Consider the following 15,522-nt stretch of genomic DNA (forward strand, 5'->3'; position numbering starts at 1 on the left):
CGACCGCCCTCCCAAGGAACCCCCATGTCCAGGGCTCGTCCCAGCGTGTCCGTCGTCATCCCCAACTACAACTACGAGAAGACCCTGCACGCCTGCCTGGCCTCGGTCTTCGCCCAGACCCACGCCCCGCTCGACGTCATCGTGGTCGACGACGCGAGCACCGACAGGTCCCGGGACATCGCTCGGGAGTTCGGCGTCGTCCTGATCGCCAACCCCCGCAACAGCGGGGTGTCCGCCGCCCGGAACCTCGGCGCCGCGGCAGCCCGGGGCGACGTCCTCTTCTTCCTCGACTCGGACACGGCCCTCCACCCCGAGGCCCTCGCGAACGCCGCCGACCTGCTCCGGGACGACCCCGGTCTCGGCTGCGTCCACGGGGTGCTCGACCCCGAGCCGCTCTTCGACGACGGACCCGTCGAGCGCTACCACGCCCTGCACGCCCACTTCTGGCGCCGCCGCGCCGTCGGCGAGGTCCGCACCGCGTTCTTCGCGCTCGGCGCGATCCGCAGGGAGGTCTTCGAGGCGACCGGGCCCTTCGACGAGAACCTCCGCGACTCGGAGGACGTCGAGTACAGCGGCCGCCTCGTCAGGACCCACCGGATCGTGATGACGGAGGCGATCCGCGGCCGGCACGACGACGTCGACCGGCTCGGGGCGATGCTCCGGGAACAGTACCGGCGCTCCCAACTGCTCATCGCGGCCGTCGGCCAGCTGCGCGAGGGCGGCCTCACCGCCAACCGGCCGCTCGGCGTCCTCGCCGCCGCGCTCACCCTGCCCGCGCTCCTCCTCGGCCTGCTCAGCCCGTGGCTGCTCCTCGTGCCCGCCCTCTGCGCGCTGGTCTTCGCCTGCGCCGATCCGGGCCTGAGCCGGTTCGCGCTGCGGACCCGCGGCCCCGGCTTCCTCCTCTACTTCACCGCCGTCCACTTCGTCCTGCACCAGGCGATCGTGCTCGGCGCCGCCCGCGGCACCGTCCGCTGGCTCACCGATCCGGACTTCGGGCCCAGCGTCCGCCGCCGCGACGACCGCCCGGCGGAGCGGACCGAAGCCGCCCCGGCCCCGGCGGCCGTCCCCACCGCCGGCGTCCCCACCGCCGCCTCCTCCTCGCCCGCCTCCACCGGATGACCGCCGCCCACCTCCGTCCGCACCTCCCCCCAGGAGTCCGTTCATGGCCACGCCCACGCTCACCGGCCGACAGGCGCCGCCGGCCCGCCCGCCGGCCTCCCGCCCTCCCAGTCGGCTCGCCGACCTCACCTCCCTCGTCCGCCCGGGACAGTGGACGAAGAACCTGGTCGTCGTCCCCCTCGGCCTGCTCGGCGCGCCCCGCCTCGACGGTGCCGCGCTCGCCGGGGCGCTGGCCGCGATCGGCGTCTTCACCCTCGCCTCCGCGCTGATCTACCTGGTCAACGACCTCGGCGACCGGGACCGGGACCGCCGCCACCCGGAGAAGCGGCACCGGCCCATCGCCGCCGGACGGATCGGCGTCAAGACCGCCGTCTCCTTCGCCGGCGCCCTCGCCGTCCTCCTCGCGGCGACGGTCGCCCTCACGGTCCTCACCGGGACGGCCTCGATCGTCGACTGGTGGCCGGTCGCCGCGTACGTGGCCCTCAACGCCGCCTACAGCAAAGGGCTCAAGCACGTCCCGCTGCTCGACGTCTTCATCGTCGCCCTCGGCTTCGTCCTCCGGCTGGCCCAGGGCTGCCTGGCCTCGGGCAACCCCGTGCCCAGCTGGCTCACCCTCTGCGTCTTCTCCCTCTGCCTGCTGCTGATCCTGGGCAAGCGGCGCCACGAGATGGCGGTCGGCGGGGTGCTCCACCGGCCCGCGCTGCGGGGGTACACCCTCGGCTTCCTCGACCAGCTGCTCGCCTTCACCGCGGTGCTCACGGCGGTCAGCTACGTCCTCCAGGTGCAGGCCAGCCCGGTCTTCGGCCCGCACGGACCGCTGGTCGCCGTGCTCACCGCCCCGTTCGCGCTGTTCGGCCTCGCCCGCTACCTGCAACTGCTCGTGGTCGACTCCGGGGGCGGCAACCCCTCACGGGCGCTGTTCAGCGACCGCATGACCGTCACCAACGCCCTGCTCTGGTCGGCGCTGCTGGCCGGCGCGTGGCCGCTGAGCCACCTCGGCTCATGACGGCCACGACCACCGCCCCGGCGCCGACGCCCGCCGGCGCGGCCGGGTCTCCCCCGGCCCCCCGCGGCCTCCTCCGCCGCGCCCTCCCCGTCCTCTTCCCGGTCGCCGTCGTCACCGGCATCGGCTTCGCCCTGTACGACCGGGCCGGCGAACTGGCCGCCCTCGTCCTGCGCCCCGACTCCTTCCCGTACCTCCTCGCGGCCCTCGCCGCCAACGCCCTGGCGGTCCTGTTCTCCATGGCCACCTGGCGGACCCTCCTCGCCGACCTCGGCCCCGGGATCCCGGGGCGGACCGCGAGCCGGATCTACTTCACCTCCTACCTCGGCAAGTACGTGCCGGGGGCCGTCTGGGGCGTCCTCGCCCAGCTGCGGATGGGCGGCGCGGCGGGGGTGCCGGGGCCGGTGGTGCTCGCCGTCTTCCTGCTGAACCTGATCGTGGCCGTCCTCACCGGCCTCGCCGTCGGCCCGCTCGCCGCGCCCTGGACGATCGGCGCCGAGGCGTGGTGGCTCGTCCTGCCGGGCGCGGTCACCGTCGCCTTCGCCGTACGGCCCGGACTGCTCCACCACCTGGCGGCGGCCGCCGCCAGGCTCGCCCGCCGGCCGGCGCCCGCCACCCGGGCGAGCGACCGCGGGATGCGGCGGGCACTCGCCTCGGCCACCGCCTCCTGGGCGGTCGGCGGACTGCACCTGTGGGCGCTGGCCGTGATGCTCGGCGCCCCGCCGCTGACCGCGCTGCCGGTCTGCGTGGGCGGATTCGCCCTGGCCACCGCCGCCGCCAGCCTCGTGGTGGTGCTGCCGGACGGCTGGGGAGCCCGCGAGGCCCTGCTGCTCCTGGCGCTCACCGCCGTACTGCCCTGGCAGGAGGCGACCGCCGTCGCCGTCGCCAGCCGGGTGGTCTGCACCCTCAGCGAGGTCCTCGTCGGAGGCGCCGCGCTCCTGCTGACCCTCCCCCGCAGTTCCCCCTCCCCCGCCCCACCGATCCCCGCGAAGGACTGACCATGCCCGCGCTGTACTCCGTCGACGACTGCGAGTCGCTGACGACGAAGCAGGTCCACGGCCTGTACAAGGACCACGTCAACAAGAGCCAGGTCTCCCTGATGACCTCCTTCGGCTTCGGCCAGGAGCTCGTCGAGAGCGCCGAGGGCGTCTGGATCACCCAGCGCGACGGCCGCCGCGTGCTCGACTTCACCGGGGGCGTCGGCGTCCTCAACCACGGGCACAACCACCCCCGGATCCTCGCCGCCCGGCAGCGCTTCCAGGAGCGGAAGAGCATGGAGGTCCACAAGACCTACTTCTCCCCGTACGTCGCGGCCCTCGGCCACAACCTGGCGGAGCTGCTGCCCGGCGACCTGAACATGTCGTTCTTCCCCAACTCCGGCGCGGAGGCAGTCGAGGGCGCGGTCAAGCTGGCGTACAAGTACCACGGCGGCCGGCGCTCCCGGGTGCTGCGGGCCGACATCTCCTTCCACGGCAAGCTGCTCGGCTCGGGCAGCCTCACCGGCCAGAACCAGTCCGGGTTCCAGTTCCCCGGCATCCCCGGCGTGGGGATCTTCCGGTACGGGGACCTGGAGTCGGTCCGTACGCTGGTCGCCGAACTCCGCACCGACAAGGGCGAGTCGGACGTGTACGCGATCCTCATCGAGCCGCTGTCGGCGTCGACGATGAACGAGTGCTCGGAGGAGTTCCTGCGCGGGCTGCGGGAGTTGTGCACGGCCGAGAACATCGTGCTGCTCTTCGACGAGATCTACACCGGCTGGGGCAAGACGGGCACCCTCTTCCACTTCATGCGGTACGAGGGCCTGGTCCCGGACATCCTCACCACCTCCAAGTCCTTCGGCGGCGGCAAGTCCTCGATCTCCGCCTTCGTGGCCCGCGAGCCGGTCTTCCGCGAGGCCTACGACAACCTCACGGACGCCCTCCTCCAGTCGACGTCCACCACCTACTACGGCTTCGGCGAGGAGGCGGTCACCGCCATCGAGGCCGTCAACGTGGCCGTGGAGGACGACTACCCGGCCCGCGCCCGGGACATCGAGCGGATCCTCGCGCCCGGTCTGGCGCGGATCGCCAAGGAGTACCCGGACGTGGTGGCCGAGGTCCGCGGCCACGGCGCGCTCCACGGGGTGTTCCTGCACAAGGGCCCGAAGGTCCTGGAGCTGGTGACGAAGCTGGTGCCGGGAGCGATGACGAAGGACCCGCGCTTCCGCACGAAGCTCATCACCTCGTCCGTGGTCAACGCCCTGTACCGGGACCACGGCATCTACACGTACTACACGCTCAACGGCGACAACCCGCTGATGGTCGCCCCCTCGCTGGTCGCCGAGCCGCACGAGGTCGAGTTCTTCCTGGACTGCCTCGACAAGACCCTCGCCCAGGGTCTGCCCCGTCTGCTCACCCGTTTCGTCAAGGAGAAGGTGTCGTCGCTGTGGTAGAGCGCATGGTGGTGACCGGCGGTGCCGGGATGCTCGGTTCGACCCTGATCGACCGGCTGCTCGGCGACGGCCGCCAGGTGCACTGCGTGGACCTGCGGGCCCCGCGCACGGAGCACGCGAACCTCACGCACACCGTCTCGGACGTCCGGGACGCGGTGACGATGAAGCGGGTCACGGCGGACGCGGACGTGGTGGTGCACTGTGCCGCCGCGCTGCCCAGCTACCCGGCCGACATGATCCGCTCGGTGATCGTCGGCGGGACGGAGGCGGTCCTGACGGCCGCCGAGGCGAACGCCGTGCCCCGGGTCGTGCACATCTCCTCGACCGCCGTGTACGGACTGCCGAAGGTGGTGCCCACGCCGGAGGAGTACCCCCGCGAGCCCGTCGACACGTACAGCGCCGCCAAGGCGGAGGCCGAGGAGGTCGCCGAGCGGTTCCGGGGACGGGAGATGTGCGTCCCGATCCTCCGGCCGAAGACCTTCCTGGGGCCGGGCCGGATGGGACTCTTCGCGATGCTCTTCGAGTGGGCCGAGGAGGGCCGGAACTTCCCGGTCCTCGGCCGGGGCGACGTCCGCATCCAGATGTTCGACGTGGACGACCTCGTCGACGCGGTGGTGACCGCGATGGACGCACCCGCCGAGACGGCCGACGACACCTTCAACCTCGGGGCCACGTCGTTCGGCACGATCCGCGAGGACTTCCAAGCCGTCCTGGACGCCGCAGGGCACGGCAAGCGGGTGCGGTCCATGCCCGCGAAGCCGGCGCTCGCGGCGCTGAGCATGCTCCAGCGCTCCGGGCTCTCCCCGGTCTACGGACGCCTCCTGCACAAGCTCCTCGACGACAGCTTCGTCTCCACCGACAAGGCCCGGGACGTCCTCGGCTTCCGGCCCCGGTACTCCAACCAGGACGCGATCCTGCGCACCTTCGCCTGGTGGCGCGAGCAGCAGCGCACCGCGGCCGCGCTCCCCGCCGGCTCCCGCCCCGCGAAGAAGGGCGAGGGCGTCACCAGTGTCGAACCGTGGCGGCAGGGGGCCCTCTCCCTCGCCAAGGTCCTTTTCTAGGAGAACCCGATCATGTCCGCTCCGCTGGTCTCCGTCATCGTCCCCAACTACAACTACGGCCGCTCGATCGGCCTGTGCGTCGAGGCGGCCCTCGCCCAGACGTACCCGAACGTCGAGGTCATCGTCGTCGACGACTGCTCCACCGACGACTCCGCCGCCGTCGCCGCGGCGGCCGGCGCCCGGGTGGTCTCCACCGGCGTCAACAGCGGGGTCGCGGTCGCCCGCAACCTCGGCGCCGAACTGTCCTCGGGCGAGGTCCTGGTCTTCCTCGACTCCGACGTCGCCATGCACCCCGACGCCGTCGCCCGGTCCGTCGAACTCCTCGACTCCGGCCAGGGGTACGGGGCGATCTGCGGCACCTACGAGCCGGAGCCGCTCATCCGCGACAGCCTGATCGAGGAGTACCGCTCGCTCCAGCAGTACTACCTGCTGCTCAGGTCCGAGGGGGTCATCGACACCGTCCACACGGCGATCCTCGCGATCCCCCGGCGGGTCTTCGACGAGGTCGGGCCGTTCAACCCGATCCTGCGGCACACCGAGGACCAGGACTACGGGCGCCGCATCTCGGAGCGGTACACGGTGCTGAGCTCCCTGGAGGTACGGGGCCGGCACGACCACGACGACACCGTGCGGATCGTCCTCGACAAGGTCTTCGCACGGGCTCGGCTCGCGGTCCCGCTCATCCTCGGCAGACGGCACCTCCAGGGCGGCTTCGTCACCGGCCCGCGCGCCGGGGCCAGCCTCGCCGCGCCCCTGACGGTGGCCGCGCTCGCGGCGCCGGCGCTGTGGGGCGCGGTGTGGGCGCTGCTGCCGCTCGCGCTGTTCGCGCTCGGCGTGTGGGGCGACCTGGACATGTACCGGGAGGTGCGGCGGCACCGGGGGCGGCTCTTCCTGGGGTACTTCGTGGCCGTCAACTTCCTGGTGAACCTGACGGTGTTCGCGGCGATCGGGGTGGCGGGCGTGCAGTGGCTCTGCTCGAAGCGGTTCCGGCACCTGTACGACCCGCAGCCCCGGCCGGACCTGGCGGCGGGCACGGCGGGAACCACGGGCACGGCCGCGGGGGCGGCCGCGGGGGCGTCCCGTGGCTGACACGCTCGCTCCCCCCGAGGCGCCGGCCGGGACCGCGCGGGTCGCCCCCACCCGGCGGCGCCGCGGCCGGCTGGCCCTCGGCGCGGCTCTCGGCTGGCTCGTCCTCCTCCTCGTCGAGTGGGCGGCGGACGGGCGGATCTGGCTCGGGCACCTGGTGGGCATCGTGCCACCGGCCGCCTTCGCCCTGGTCCCGCTGCTGCTCGCCGCGCTCTCCCTGCCCGCCCGCGGCGCCGCCCGCCGGCGGAGCCTGGCGGCGGCCGCGCTCGCCCTGCTCGTGGGCTTCGGGCAGTCGGGCCTCGACCCGGCGGCCCTGTGGCGGTCGCAGCCGGGGACCGGACCGGACTCCGTACGGGTCTTCGCCTGGAACACCAACTCGTGGAACCAGCTCCTCGGCACCCAGGACCACTTCTACGCCTTCCTGAAGGCGAAGGACGCGGACGTCTACCTGCTGCACGAGTACCAGCACGTGACCGCCGACCGGAAGGGGAAGCTGCCGATCGACGACCTGGCGCGGCTGCGCCGGGAGTTCCCCGGCTACGAGGTCGCGGTCCGCGGCGAACTGGTGACGCTCTCCCGCTTCCCGATCCTGCGGCAGCCGGCCGTGGGCCCGGCCGGCGACCTGCCGCCGGGCGCGGACTGGCAGACGGAGTACAAGGAGAACAAGGTGCTGCGGACCGACGTGCGGGTGAAGGGCCGGACGGTGTCGTTCTACAACGTGCACATGCCGGTGTGGAACAGCATGCCGGACGGGCTGCTGTCCGTCGCCTTCTACCGCCACATGCGGGAGCGGTTCGCCCCGCGCCGGGCCCAGTACGCGGGCCTGGAGGCCGACGTGGCCGCCAACCGCAACCCGGTGGTGGTGGCCGGCGACTTCAACGCGACCGCCGCGATGTCCGACCTCGACCCGCTCCGGGACCGCCTCGACGACGCGGCGGACGTGAGCACCGACCCGTACCCCACGAGCTGGGAGGAGGGCGGCTGGAAGCCCTTCTGGCGGACCGACTGGGCGTTCACCGGGAACGGGGCGAAGGCCGAGCGGTACGAGTTCAACGAGCCCGAGAAGCTGTCCGACCACGCCGTGCAGGACCTGTGGGTGTCCCTGCCGGAGAACGGGTGACCGACGTGCTGCTGTCCTGCGCCCTGGTCTGGGCGGTCCTCCTCGCCCTGCACCTGGTGCTGAACGGGCGCTGGTGGCCCTGGCTCGCGGTCTCCCTGCTGCCCCCGCTCGCCTTCGCCGCCGTGCCGCTCGTCCTGCTCGCGGCCGCCGCGGCGACCGGAGGCGGGACGGCGGGGGCGATCGCCGCGGGCTGCCTGCTCGCGGGCTGGACGCAGAACGGGATCAACCTGCGCGCGCTGGGGCGCCGGCCGGAGCCGGCGGAGGGGCTGCGGCTGGTCTCCTGGAACACCCAGCACTGGAACCAGGGCGGCGACCCCGACCGCTTCTACGCCTTCCTGCGCTCCCTCGCGGCCGACGTCTACGTGCTCCAGGAATACCTGAACGGCTTCGAGGGCGGCGAGGTCTGGGACATCGACGACGAGGAGCGGATCCGCACCGCGTTCCCCGGGCACCACCTCTCCGTGGACAACAACTCCGTGACGCTGTCCCGGTTCCCGCCCGCCGGGCCGCCCGTGCCGGTCGGCGCCTGCTCGCTCCGGGTGGACCTGCGGGTCGGGGCCGGCGTCCTGTCCACGTACAACGTCCACATCCCGGTGCAGTTGACCGTGATGAACCCGCTGCGTCCGGCCTTCCTGCGGGACATGCGGCGCCGGGCCGCCGCCCGCGACCGGGAGTACGCGGCCCTCGTCGCCGACCTGCGGGACAACCCCCACCCGGTGCTGGTCACCGGCGACTTCAACACGAGCGCCGCCATCGGGGACATCCGGCGGATGCCGCGCTCGCTGCGCGACGCGATCGGCGCCTGCCGTTCGCTCCTGCCGGCCAGCTGGAACGCCCGGGCGCGGCTGCGGCTGTGGCGGATCGACTGGGCGTTCACCGGGGGCGGCGCCCGGGTCGGCTCGTACCGCTTCCGCTCGGCGGAGGGCCTGTCGGACCACCTGGTCCAGGAACTGACCGTCACCACCCCCCACCTGTGAGCACCCCCCACCGATGAGAAAGAGGGAAGAAACCATGGAATACACCCACCTGGGCGGCCCCGAGGGCCCCCGTGTGAGCACCCTGTGCCTGGGCACCCTGCCGTTCGGCACCCGGATCGACGAGGCCGCCGCCTTCGCCGTCCTCGACCGCTTCCACGAGGCCGGCGGCACCTTCATCGACACCGCCAACACCTACGCGTTCTGGGAGCCCGGCGCGACCGGCGCCGAGAGCGAGCTGCTGATCGGCCGCTGGCTGCGCAGCCGGGGCGTCCGGGACGAGATGGTGCTGGCCACCAAGGTCGGGGCGCTGCCCGACCCGCCCGGCTCGGCCTGGCCCGAGTGCGCGGAGGGGCTGTCGGCCCCGGTGCTGCGCCGCCAGGTGGAGGAGAGCCTGCGGAACCTGGGCACCGACCGGATCGACCTCTACTACGCGCACATCGACGACCGGCGGACCCCGGTCGCCGAGACCATGGCCGCCTTCGGCGAGCTGGAGGACACGGGGAAGATCGGCCGGGCCGGCTGCTCCAACTTCGCGGCCTGGCGGATCGAGGAGTCGCGGGGCGCGGCGGTCGCCGCCGGGGTGCCGGACTACGCGGCGGTGCAGCAGCGGTACACCTATCTGCGGCCGCGCCCCGGTGCGGAGTTCGGGGTGAACCCGCATGCCTCGGAGGAGCTGCTCGACTATCTGGGGACGCGTCCGGAGCTGACGTTCACGGCGTACACGACCCAGCTGACGGGGGCGTACACCGATGCCGGCAAGGAGGTTCCCGAGCAGTACCGGCACGAGGGTTCGGAGCGGCGCCTGAAGGTGCTCGCGGAGGTCGCGGCGGAGCTGGGGGTGACCGCCAACCAGGTGGTGCTGGCCTGGGCACTGGGCGGCGAGCTGCCCGTGCTCCCGGTGATCGGGGCGAGTTCGACGGCCCAGCTGGACGAGACGCTCGGCGCGGTCGGGCTGCGTCTGGACGACGAGCTGAGGAAGCGGCTCGACGATGTCGACTGACCTGACCGCACGGACGCGGGATCTCGCGCTCCGCCACCGGACGGCCGTGGGGGTGGCCTGGCTGCTCGTGCTGCTGATCGGCGGCGCGGTGGCGGTGCTGTGCCTCGGCCGGCTCGACCAGTCGTTCACGGCCTCGGGCGGGCCGGGCCACCGCGCGAACCAGGAGGTCCAGGAGCGCTACGGGAACGGCGCCGCCGTCGCCCCGCTGGTCGCGGTCGCGAGCTGGCCGGCGGGCGCCGACGTGCGCGCCCCGGGCGCGGCGGGGCGGTTCGGCGACGCCGTCCGGCACGCGGCGGGCCCGGGCGCGCGGACGGTCTCGTACGCGGGCACGGGCGACGAGGGGTTCCTGGGCGGGGACGGCCGCACGGTGTACGCGCTGGTGTACCCGGGCGCCGGCGAGCCGGACCTCGCGGGGCTCACGGCCGTGGAGGAGGCGGCGGTCGCCCTGCGCGCGGATCTGCGGTCGGCGCTGCCGGAGGCCCGGGTCGAGGTGACCGGGGTGCTCCCGCTCCAGCACGACAGCGCGGTGGCGGGGCCGGGGCCGGTGGCCCTGGCGGTGAAGGCGGCGTGCGCGCTCGGGCTGCTGGTGCTGCTGGCGGCGGTGTTCCGCTCGGCGGCGGGAGTCCTCGCGCCGCTGCTGCTCGCCGGGGTGACGTCGGTGGGGGCGCTGGTCCTGGTGGAGGCGGTGGCCGGGTTCACCGAGATCAGTTTCGTCGTGGTCTACCTGGTGCCGGTGACGGCCCTGGTGCTCGCCGTGCACCGGTGGGCCCAGCCGCCGGGCGCGGGCGAGCGGTCGGCGGCGGCGGCCGGTGCGGCGGGGGCGGCGGCCTGCGCGGTCCTGGCCCTCTTCCCCGCGTCGTTCCTGCGCTCGGTCGGGGTCGCGGGGCTGGCGGTGTGGTCGGTGGGCACGGCGGCGGCCCTGACCCTGGTGCCGGTGCTCCGCTCGGTGGCGACGCGGTCGACGCGGTCGCGGCGGACGGAGGGGCCCGCGGCGGCGGGGCGGTCGCCCCGGGCCGCGGGGGCGGCGGGGCGGGGCGGAGGACGTTCGGGTCCGGTGCCCGCGGTGTGCGGTCTGATCCTCCTCGTCCTCGCGGCCGGCGCGGCCACGCAGCTGCGGGTGGGCAATCCGGAGGCGACCGCCCTGGTGGCGAGCGGCCCGGCCCGCGACGGCCTGGACCGGCTGGCGGCGGCCGGGGTGCCCTCGGGGGTCCTCAACCCCCTGGAGGTCCTGCTCCCCGAGGGCGCCGATCCGCGGGCGGCGGCCGCGCGGGCGGCCCGGGTGCCGGGGGTGCTGCTCGCGGCGGCGCCGCGCGGCGACGAGTGGCGGCGCGACGGCACGGCCGTGGTGGTGGTCGTCCCGGAGGAGGAGCCGATGACGGCGGCGGGCGCGGCGACGGTGTCGGCGGTGCGGTCGGCCTTCGCGGCGGGGCCCGCATCCGCGGCGGTCGGCGGTTCGGGCGTGGTCGACCGCGATCTGGTGGACGGGGTCTACGGGCTGCTGCCCTTCGCGGTCCCCGCGGCCGCCCTCGCCGCCCTGGCCGTTCTGGTCCTGCTCCCGGTGCCGTCCGGCTTCCCGGGTGCGGGGGCGGCGGCCGGCGCCGTGCTCCGCGCCGTCCTGGCCGCCCTCGCCTCGGCCGGCGCGCTGACCGTGCTGTGGCAATGGGGTCCGGCCGGCACCGGGGCGGTCACCGGCTGGGTCCCCCTGGTCGTCGGGGTGTTCGCCTTCTGCGTGTCGCTCGACCGCTCGGTGGCGTCGGCGGCGGGCGGCCCCCCGGGGGCGGGGCTCGCGGCGGCGGGCGCGGGCGCGCTCGCGGTGCTCGCGGTCGGGATCGGTCCGCAGGTCGAACTGGCGCTGCTGGTGTCGGGGTTCGCGATGGCGGCGGTGCTCGACGCGGCGGCCGGACGCCGCCGCACCCCGCCCGCGGTCCCGGCCCGTCCCACATCCCGGAGTTCACTCCAATTGGTCTAGACCTAGACGGGTTCTCCCGCTTAGCATCGACGACCGCGATCACGAATGCGGGGCGGTCGCGGTACGGAACGTGACGAGGGGGAGACAGGGGATGCTGGAGGCGCTCGGCATAAAGGAGTCGACGGAGGCCGTCTACCGCTTGCTGCTGGAGCGACCCGAGTTCGACGTGGCGGAGATGGCGGCCCAGCTGGGCCGCCCCGAGCCCGAGGTCCGCGAGGCGCTCGCCTGCCTCGCGGACCTCAAGCTGGTCCTGATGGACGACTCGTCCGGCGAGGTCGAACCCTTCCATCCGGACGTCGGCTTCTCCTTCCTGCTGTCCCGGGCCGAGGCCGAGCTGAGCAAGCGGAAGCGCCAGGTCGAGCAGGCCGGCCGGGCCGTGGCCGGCATCCTCGCCTCGTACGCCGACCACGCCGAACCGGGCGTGCGGCACGACCTGGTGGACCGCATCACCGGCCTCGACAACGTCCGGGAGCGCCTGGAGGACCTGGCCGCGAACGCCAGGACCGAGTGCCTCTCGCTGCTCCCCGGCGGGGCGCAGCTCCCCGACACCATGGACGCGAGCCAGCCGCTCGACCAACTCGCCCTGGAACGCGGTGTGCGGATCCGCTCGATCTACCAGGAGAGCTTCCGCAACGACCCGCCGACCGTCGAGTACGTGCGCTGGTACTGCGACCTCGGCGGCGAGGCGCGGACGGTGCCCGTGGTGCCGATGCTCATGGTGATCGTCGACCGGGAGGCCGCGCTGGTCCCGGTGGATCCCGAGGACGGGCGGGCGGGCGCCCTGGAGGTCCGCAGCCCCGGCCTGGTACACGCGCTCCTGGTGCTCTTCGACCGGCTGTGGGACGCGGGCACGCCGTTCGGCGAGAGCCCGCGCCGCGACGCGCACGACCTCTCGCCGCAGGAGCGGGAGTTGCTCATGCTGCTCGGCATCGGCTGCACCGACGACATCGCCGCCCGGCGGCTCGGGGTGTCGCTGCGGACCGTGCGCCGGATGAGCTCCGAACTGATGAACCGGCTCGGCGCGCGCAGCCGGTTCGAGGCGGGCGTGCGGGCCGCCAAGGAGGGCTGGCTCTAGGGCCTGTCGCCTGACCCCCGTCCCGCCCCGTGCCGGGGGACCGCTCCCACACGCACAGCTGACGGAGTCCCATCCGTTATGCGGACAGGGGTTCCGTGCAGCGGAACCGTCCCCTAGATTTCCCCAGCATTACCGAGGTGATCAGTGAGGGGACCGGAATCGCCATGTCAGAAGCGACACAACGGAAACAACCCACCATCACGCCCCTGAGGGTGGTGATCGCGCTCTGTCTGTTCGCGCCGTTCGTGGCGATGCTCTGGGTGGGCTCGTACGCGAAGGTCGAACCGCTCTTCGCGGGCATCCCGTTCTTCTACTGGTACCAGATGCTCTGGGTGCTGGTGTCCACCGCGCTCACCATGGTGGCGTACAAGCTCTGGCAGCTGGACCAGCGCGGCCGCAAGGGCGGTGACGCGCGATGAAGGACGGCGTGAACGGCGTCGCACTCGCCGTCTTCATCTTCTTCTTCCTGGCCGTCACGGTCATGGGCTTCCTGGCCGCGCGCTGGCGCAAGGCCGAGAACGAGCACAGCCTCGACGAGTGGGGCCTGGGCGGCCGGTCGTTCGGCACCTGGGTGACCTGGTTCCTGCTCGGCGGCGACCTCTACACCGCGTACACCTTCGTCGCCGTCCCGGCGGCCATCTACGCGGCGGGCGCGGCCGGCTTCTTCGCCGTGCCGTACACGATCCTGGTCTACCCGCTGATCTTCACCTTCCTGCCGCGGCTCTGGTCCGTCTCGCACAAGCACGGGTACGTCACCACCTCGGACTTCGTGCGCGGCCGCTTCGGCTCCAAGGGCCTGTCCCTCGCGGTGGCGGTGACCGGCATCCTCGCCACCATGCCGTACATCGCGCTCCAGCTCGTCGGCATCCAGGCCGTCCTGGACGTGATGGGCGTCGGCGGCGGCGAGAACACCCACTGGTTCATCAAGGACCTGCCGCTGCTCATCGCCTTCGGCGTCCTCGCGGCCTACACCTACTCCTCGGGTCTGCGCGCCCCGGCGCTCATCGCCTTCGTCAAGGACACCCTGATCTACATCGTCATCGCGGTGGCGATCATCTACATCCCGATCAAGCTGGGCGGCTTCGACGAGATCTTCGCCAAGGCGGGCGAGGCCTACGCGCAGGTCAACCCGGCGACCGACAAGCCGCGGGGCTCGCTCGTCCCGGGCGAGGCCGGCCAGTGGACCTACGCGACCCTGGCGCTCGGCTCGGCGCTCGCGCTCTTCATGTACCCGCACTCCATCACGGCGACCCTGTCGTCCCGGAGCCGCGAGGTCATCCGCCGCAACACCACGATCCTGCCGCTGTACTCGCTGATGCTGGGTCTGCTCGCGCTGCTCGGCTTCATGGCGATCGCCGCCGGCATCCAGGTGAAGAACGGCCAGCTCGCCATCCCGCAGCTGTTCGAGACGATGTTCCCCGACTGGTTCGCGGGCGTCGCGTTCGCCGCCATCGGCATCGGCGCGCTCGTCCCGGCGGCGATCATGTCGATCGCCGCGGCCAACCTCTTCACGAGGAACATCTACAAGGACTTCATCAAGCCGGACGCGACCCCGGCCCAGGAGACCAAGGTCTCCAAGCTGGTCTCGCTCCTCGTGAAGGTCGGCGCCCTCGCCTTCGTCCTCACCATGGACAAGACGGTCGCGATCAACTTCCAGCTGCTCGGCGGCATCTGGATCCTGCAGACCTTCCCGGCCCTCGTCGGCGGCCTGTTCACCCGCTGGTTCCACCGCTGGGCGCTGCTCGGCGGCTGGGCCGTCGGCATGGTCTACGGCACGGTCGCCGCGTACGGGGTCGCCAGCCCGACCCAGAAGCACTTCGGCGGCTCCTCCGCCGAGATCCCGGGCATCGGCGAGATCGGCTACATCGGTCTCACCGCCTTCCTCCTCAACGTCCTCGTCACGGTCGTCCTGACCTTCGTCCTCAAGGCCGTGAAGGCCCCCGAGGGCGTCGACGAGACCTCCCCGGAGGACTACACGGCCGACGCGGGCGACCGCGGGGTCGACACGAAGCTCCCGAAGGTGGGAGCCGAGACCCACTGACCGCCCGGCCGGACCCCGGCCGTCGCGGCACCCACGGGCCGCCCCGCCTCCCCGGAGGCGGGGCGGCCCGTCCCGTGGACCGCCCTGACGCCGGTCGGCCCGCCGGAGGCACACTGCCCTCATGGACTTCACGATCAGGGCGGTACGGCCCGAGGACTACGAGGCGCTGGGTGAGCTCACCGCGGGGACCTATCTGAGCGACGGGCTGCTGAAGTACGGGGCGGAGGACTCGTATCTGCACGTGCTCCGGGACACGGCCCGGCGGGCCCGGGAGAGCGAGGTGCTGCTCGCCGAGGACGCCGACGACCGGCTGCTCGGCGGGGTGACCTTCGCCACCGGCAACACCCCGTGGGCGGACATCGCCGTGGACGGCGAGGCCGAGTTCCGGATGCTCGTGGTCTCCCGGGAGGCCCGCGGCCGGGGCGTCGGGGAGGCCCTCGTACGGGCCTGCATCGAGCGGGCGCAGGCCCTCCCGGGGTGCCGCCGCATCGTGTTGTCCACGGACGCCACGATGGTCTCCGCGCACCGGATCTACGAGCGCCTGGGCTTCGTCCGCACGCCCCACCGGGACTGGGAACCGATCCCCGATCACTCTCTGCGCACCTACGCCCTGGAGTTCTGACTCCCCGGCGCGACACAA

General features: G+C 73.3%; 14 protein-coding genes. All 14 read left to right on the forward strand.

What is annotated here, in order from left to right; genetic code table 11:
- The first annotated feature begins 24 nt into the window (after positions 1-24).
- The 14 genes from ACY0MR_RS12890 to ACY0MR_RS12955 all read left to right on the forward strand — a co-directional run bounded on the left by ACY0MR_RS12890 (position 25) and on the right by ACY0MR_RS12955 (position 15,504).
- Positions 25-1,119: a glycosyltransferase family 2 protein gene (locus ACY0MR_RS12890; protein WP_473560799.1), complete on the forward strand. Its 1,095-nt coding sequence runs from the start codon at positions 25-27 to the stop codon at positions 1,117-1,119.
- A gap of 43 nt (positions 1,120-1,162) precedes the next feature.
- On the forward strand, positions 1,163-2,125 hold the full coding sequence (locus tag ACY0MR_RS12895; RefSeq protein WP_473560802.1) for a UbiA prenyltransferase family protein: 963 nt from the start codon (positions 1,163-1,165) through the stop codon (positions 2,123-2,125).
- Positions 2,122-3,120, forward strand: a complete 999-nt coding sequence (locus ACY0MR_RS12900) for a lysylphosphatidylglycerol synthase domain-containing protein (RefSeq protein WP_473560804.1) — start codon at positions 2,122-2,124, stop codon at positions 3,118-3,120. The genes ACY0MR_RS12895 and ACY0MR_RS12900 overlap by 4 nt, the downstream gene beginning before the upstream one ends.
- Positions 3,121-3,122: 2 nt before the next feature.
- The gene (locus ACY0MR_RS12905; RefSeq protein WP_473560806.1) at positions 3,123-4,553 is read left to right on the forward strand and encodes an aspartate aminotransferase family protein; all 1,431 of its coding nucleotides are present in this window, start codon (positions 3,123-3,125) and stop codon (positions 4,551-4,553) included.
- A gap of 5 nt (positions 4,554-4,558) precedes the next feature.
- Complete coding sequence (locus ACY0MR_RS12910; protein ID WP_473561779.1) at positions 4,559-5,614, forward strand: NAD-dependent epimerase/dehydratase family protein; 1,056 nt, start codon at positions 4,559-4,561, stop codon at positions 5,612-5,614.
- A 12-nt stretch (positions 5,615-5,626) separates the two neighbouring features.
- The gene (locus ACY0MR_RS12915; protein ID WP_392862139.1) at positions 5,627-6,703 is read left to right on the forward strand and encodes a glycosyltransferase family 2 protein; all 1,077 of its coding nucleotides are present in this window, start codon (positions 5,627-5,629) and stop codon (positions 6,701-6,703) included.
- The gene (locus ACY0MR_RS12920; RefSeq protein WP_473560808.1) at positions 6,696-7,820 is read left to right on the forward strand and encodes an endonuclease/exonuclease/phosphatase family protein; all 1,125 of its coding nucleotides are present in this window, start codon (positions 6,696-6,698) and stop codon (positions 7,818-7,820) included. The genes ACY0MR_RS12915 and ACY0MR_RS12920 overlap by 8 nt, the downstream gene beginning before the upstream one ends.
- Positions 7,817-8,797, forward strand: a complete 981-nt coding sequence (locus ACY0MR_RS12925) for an endonuclease/exonuclease/phosphatase family protein (protein ID WP_388793336.1) — start codon at positions 7,817-7,819, stop codon at positions 8,795-8,797. Before ACY0MR_RS12920 ends, ACY0MR_RS12925 begins: the two co-directional genes overlap by 4 nt.
- Before the next feature lie 34 nt (positions 8,798-8,831).
- Positions 8,832-9,797, forward strand: coding sequence for an aldo/keto reductase (locus ACY0MR_RS12930; RefSeq protein WP_388793334.1), 966 nt, complete (start codon positions 8,832-8,834; stop codon positions 9,795-9,797).
- The gene (locus ACY0MR_RS12935; protein WP_473560810.1) at positions 9,787-11,766 is read left to right on the forward strand and encodes an MMPL family transporter; all 1,980 of its coding nucleotides are present in this window, start codon (positions 9,787-9,789) and stop codon (positions 11,764-11,766) included. The genes ACY0MR_RS12930 and ACY0MR_RS12935 overlap by 11 nt, the downstream gene beginning before the upstream one ends.
- Before the next feature lie 91 nt (positions 11,767-11,857).
- Entirely contained in the window at positions 11,858-12,841 is a 984-nt protein-coding gene (locus ACY0MR_RS12940) for a LuxR C-terminal-related transcriptional regulator (RefSeq protein ID WP_361850219.1), read from the forward strand.
- A gap of 164 nt (positions 12,842-13,005) precedes the next feature.
- Positions 13,006-13,260 carry a DUF3311 domain-containing protein gene (locus ACY0MR_RS12945; protein ID WP_361850221.1) on the forward strand — a complete coding sequence of 85 codons (255 nt, stop codon included), beginning with the start codon at positions 13,006-13,008 and terminating at the stop codon, positions 13,258-13,260.
- A complete protein-coding gene (gene mctP / locus ACY0MR_RS12950) occupies positions 13,257-14,882 on the forward strand; it encodes a monocarboxylate uptake permease MctP (RefSeq protein ID WP_388793330.1) in 1,626 nt (541 codons plus the stop codon). Before ACY0MR_RS12945 ends, mctP begins: the two co-directional genes overlap by 4 nt.
- 121 nt (positions 14,883-15,003) lie before the next feature.
- Positions 15,004-15,504, forward strand: coding sequence for a GNAT family N-acetyltransferase (locus ACY0MR_RS12955; protein WP_388793328.1), 501 nt, complete (start codon positions 15,004-15,006; stop codon positions 15,502-15,504).
- The last annotated feature ends 18 nt before the right edge of the window (positions 15,505-15,522 follow it).

This window comes from Streptomyces sp. JN8, from assembly GCF_055808075.1.

Excerpts from the sequence above, each read along its gene's own strand:
- ACY0MR_RS12890 (WP_473560799.1), top strand. The coding sequence starts at position 25 with ATGTCCAGGGCTCGTCCCAGCGTGTCCGTCGTCATCCCCAACTACAAC.
- ACY0MR_RS12895 (WP_473560802.1), top strand. The coding sequence starts at position 1,163 with ATGGCCACGCCCACGCTCACCGGCCGACAGGCGCCGCCGGCCCGCCCG.
- ACY0MR_RS12900 (WP_473560804.1), top strand. The coding sequence starts at position 2,122 with ATGACGGCCACGACCACCGCCCCGGCGCCGACGCCCGCCGGCGCGGCC.
- ACY0MR_RS12905 (WP_473560806.1), top strand. The coding sequence starts at position 3,123 with ATGCCCGCGCTGTACTCCGTCGACGACTGCGAGTCGCTGACGACGAAG.
- ACY0MR_RS12910 (WP_473561779.1), top strand. The coding sequence starts at position 4,559 with ATGGTGGTGACCGGCGGTGCCGGGATGCTCGGTTCGACCCTGATCGAC.
- ACY0MR_RS12915 (WP_392862139.1), top strand. The coding sequence starts at position 5,627 with ATGTCCGCTCCGCTGGTCTCCGTCATCGTCCCCAACTACAACTACGGC.
- ACY0MR_RS12930 (WP_388793334.1), top strand. The coding sequence starts at position 8,832 with ATGGAATACACCCACCTGGGCGGCCCCGAGGGCCCCCGTGTGAGCACC.
- ACY0MR_RS12935 (WP_473560810.1), top strand. The coding sequence starts at position 9,787 with ATGTCGACTGACCTGACCGCACGGACGCGGGATCTCGCGCTCCGCCAC.
- ACY0MR_RS12940 (WP_361850219.1), top strand. The coding sequence starts at position 11,858 with ATGCTGGAGGCGCTCGGCATAAAGGAGTCGACGGAGGCCGTCTACCGC.
- ACY0MR_RS12945 (WP_361850221.1), top strand. The coding sequence starts at position 13,006 with ATGTCAGAAGCGACACAACGGAAACAACCCACCATCACGCCCCTGAGG.
- mctP (WP_388793330.1), top strand. The coding sequence starts at position 13,257 with ATGAAGGACGGCGTGAACGGCGTCGCACTCGCCGTCTTCATCTTCTTC.
- ACY0MR_RS12955 (WP_388793328.1), top strand. The coding sequence starts at position 15,004 with ATGGACTTCACGATCAGGGCGGTACGGCCCGAGGACTACGAGGCGCTG.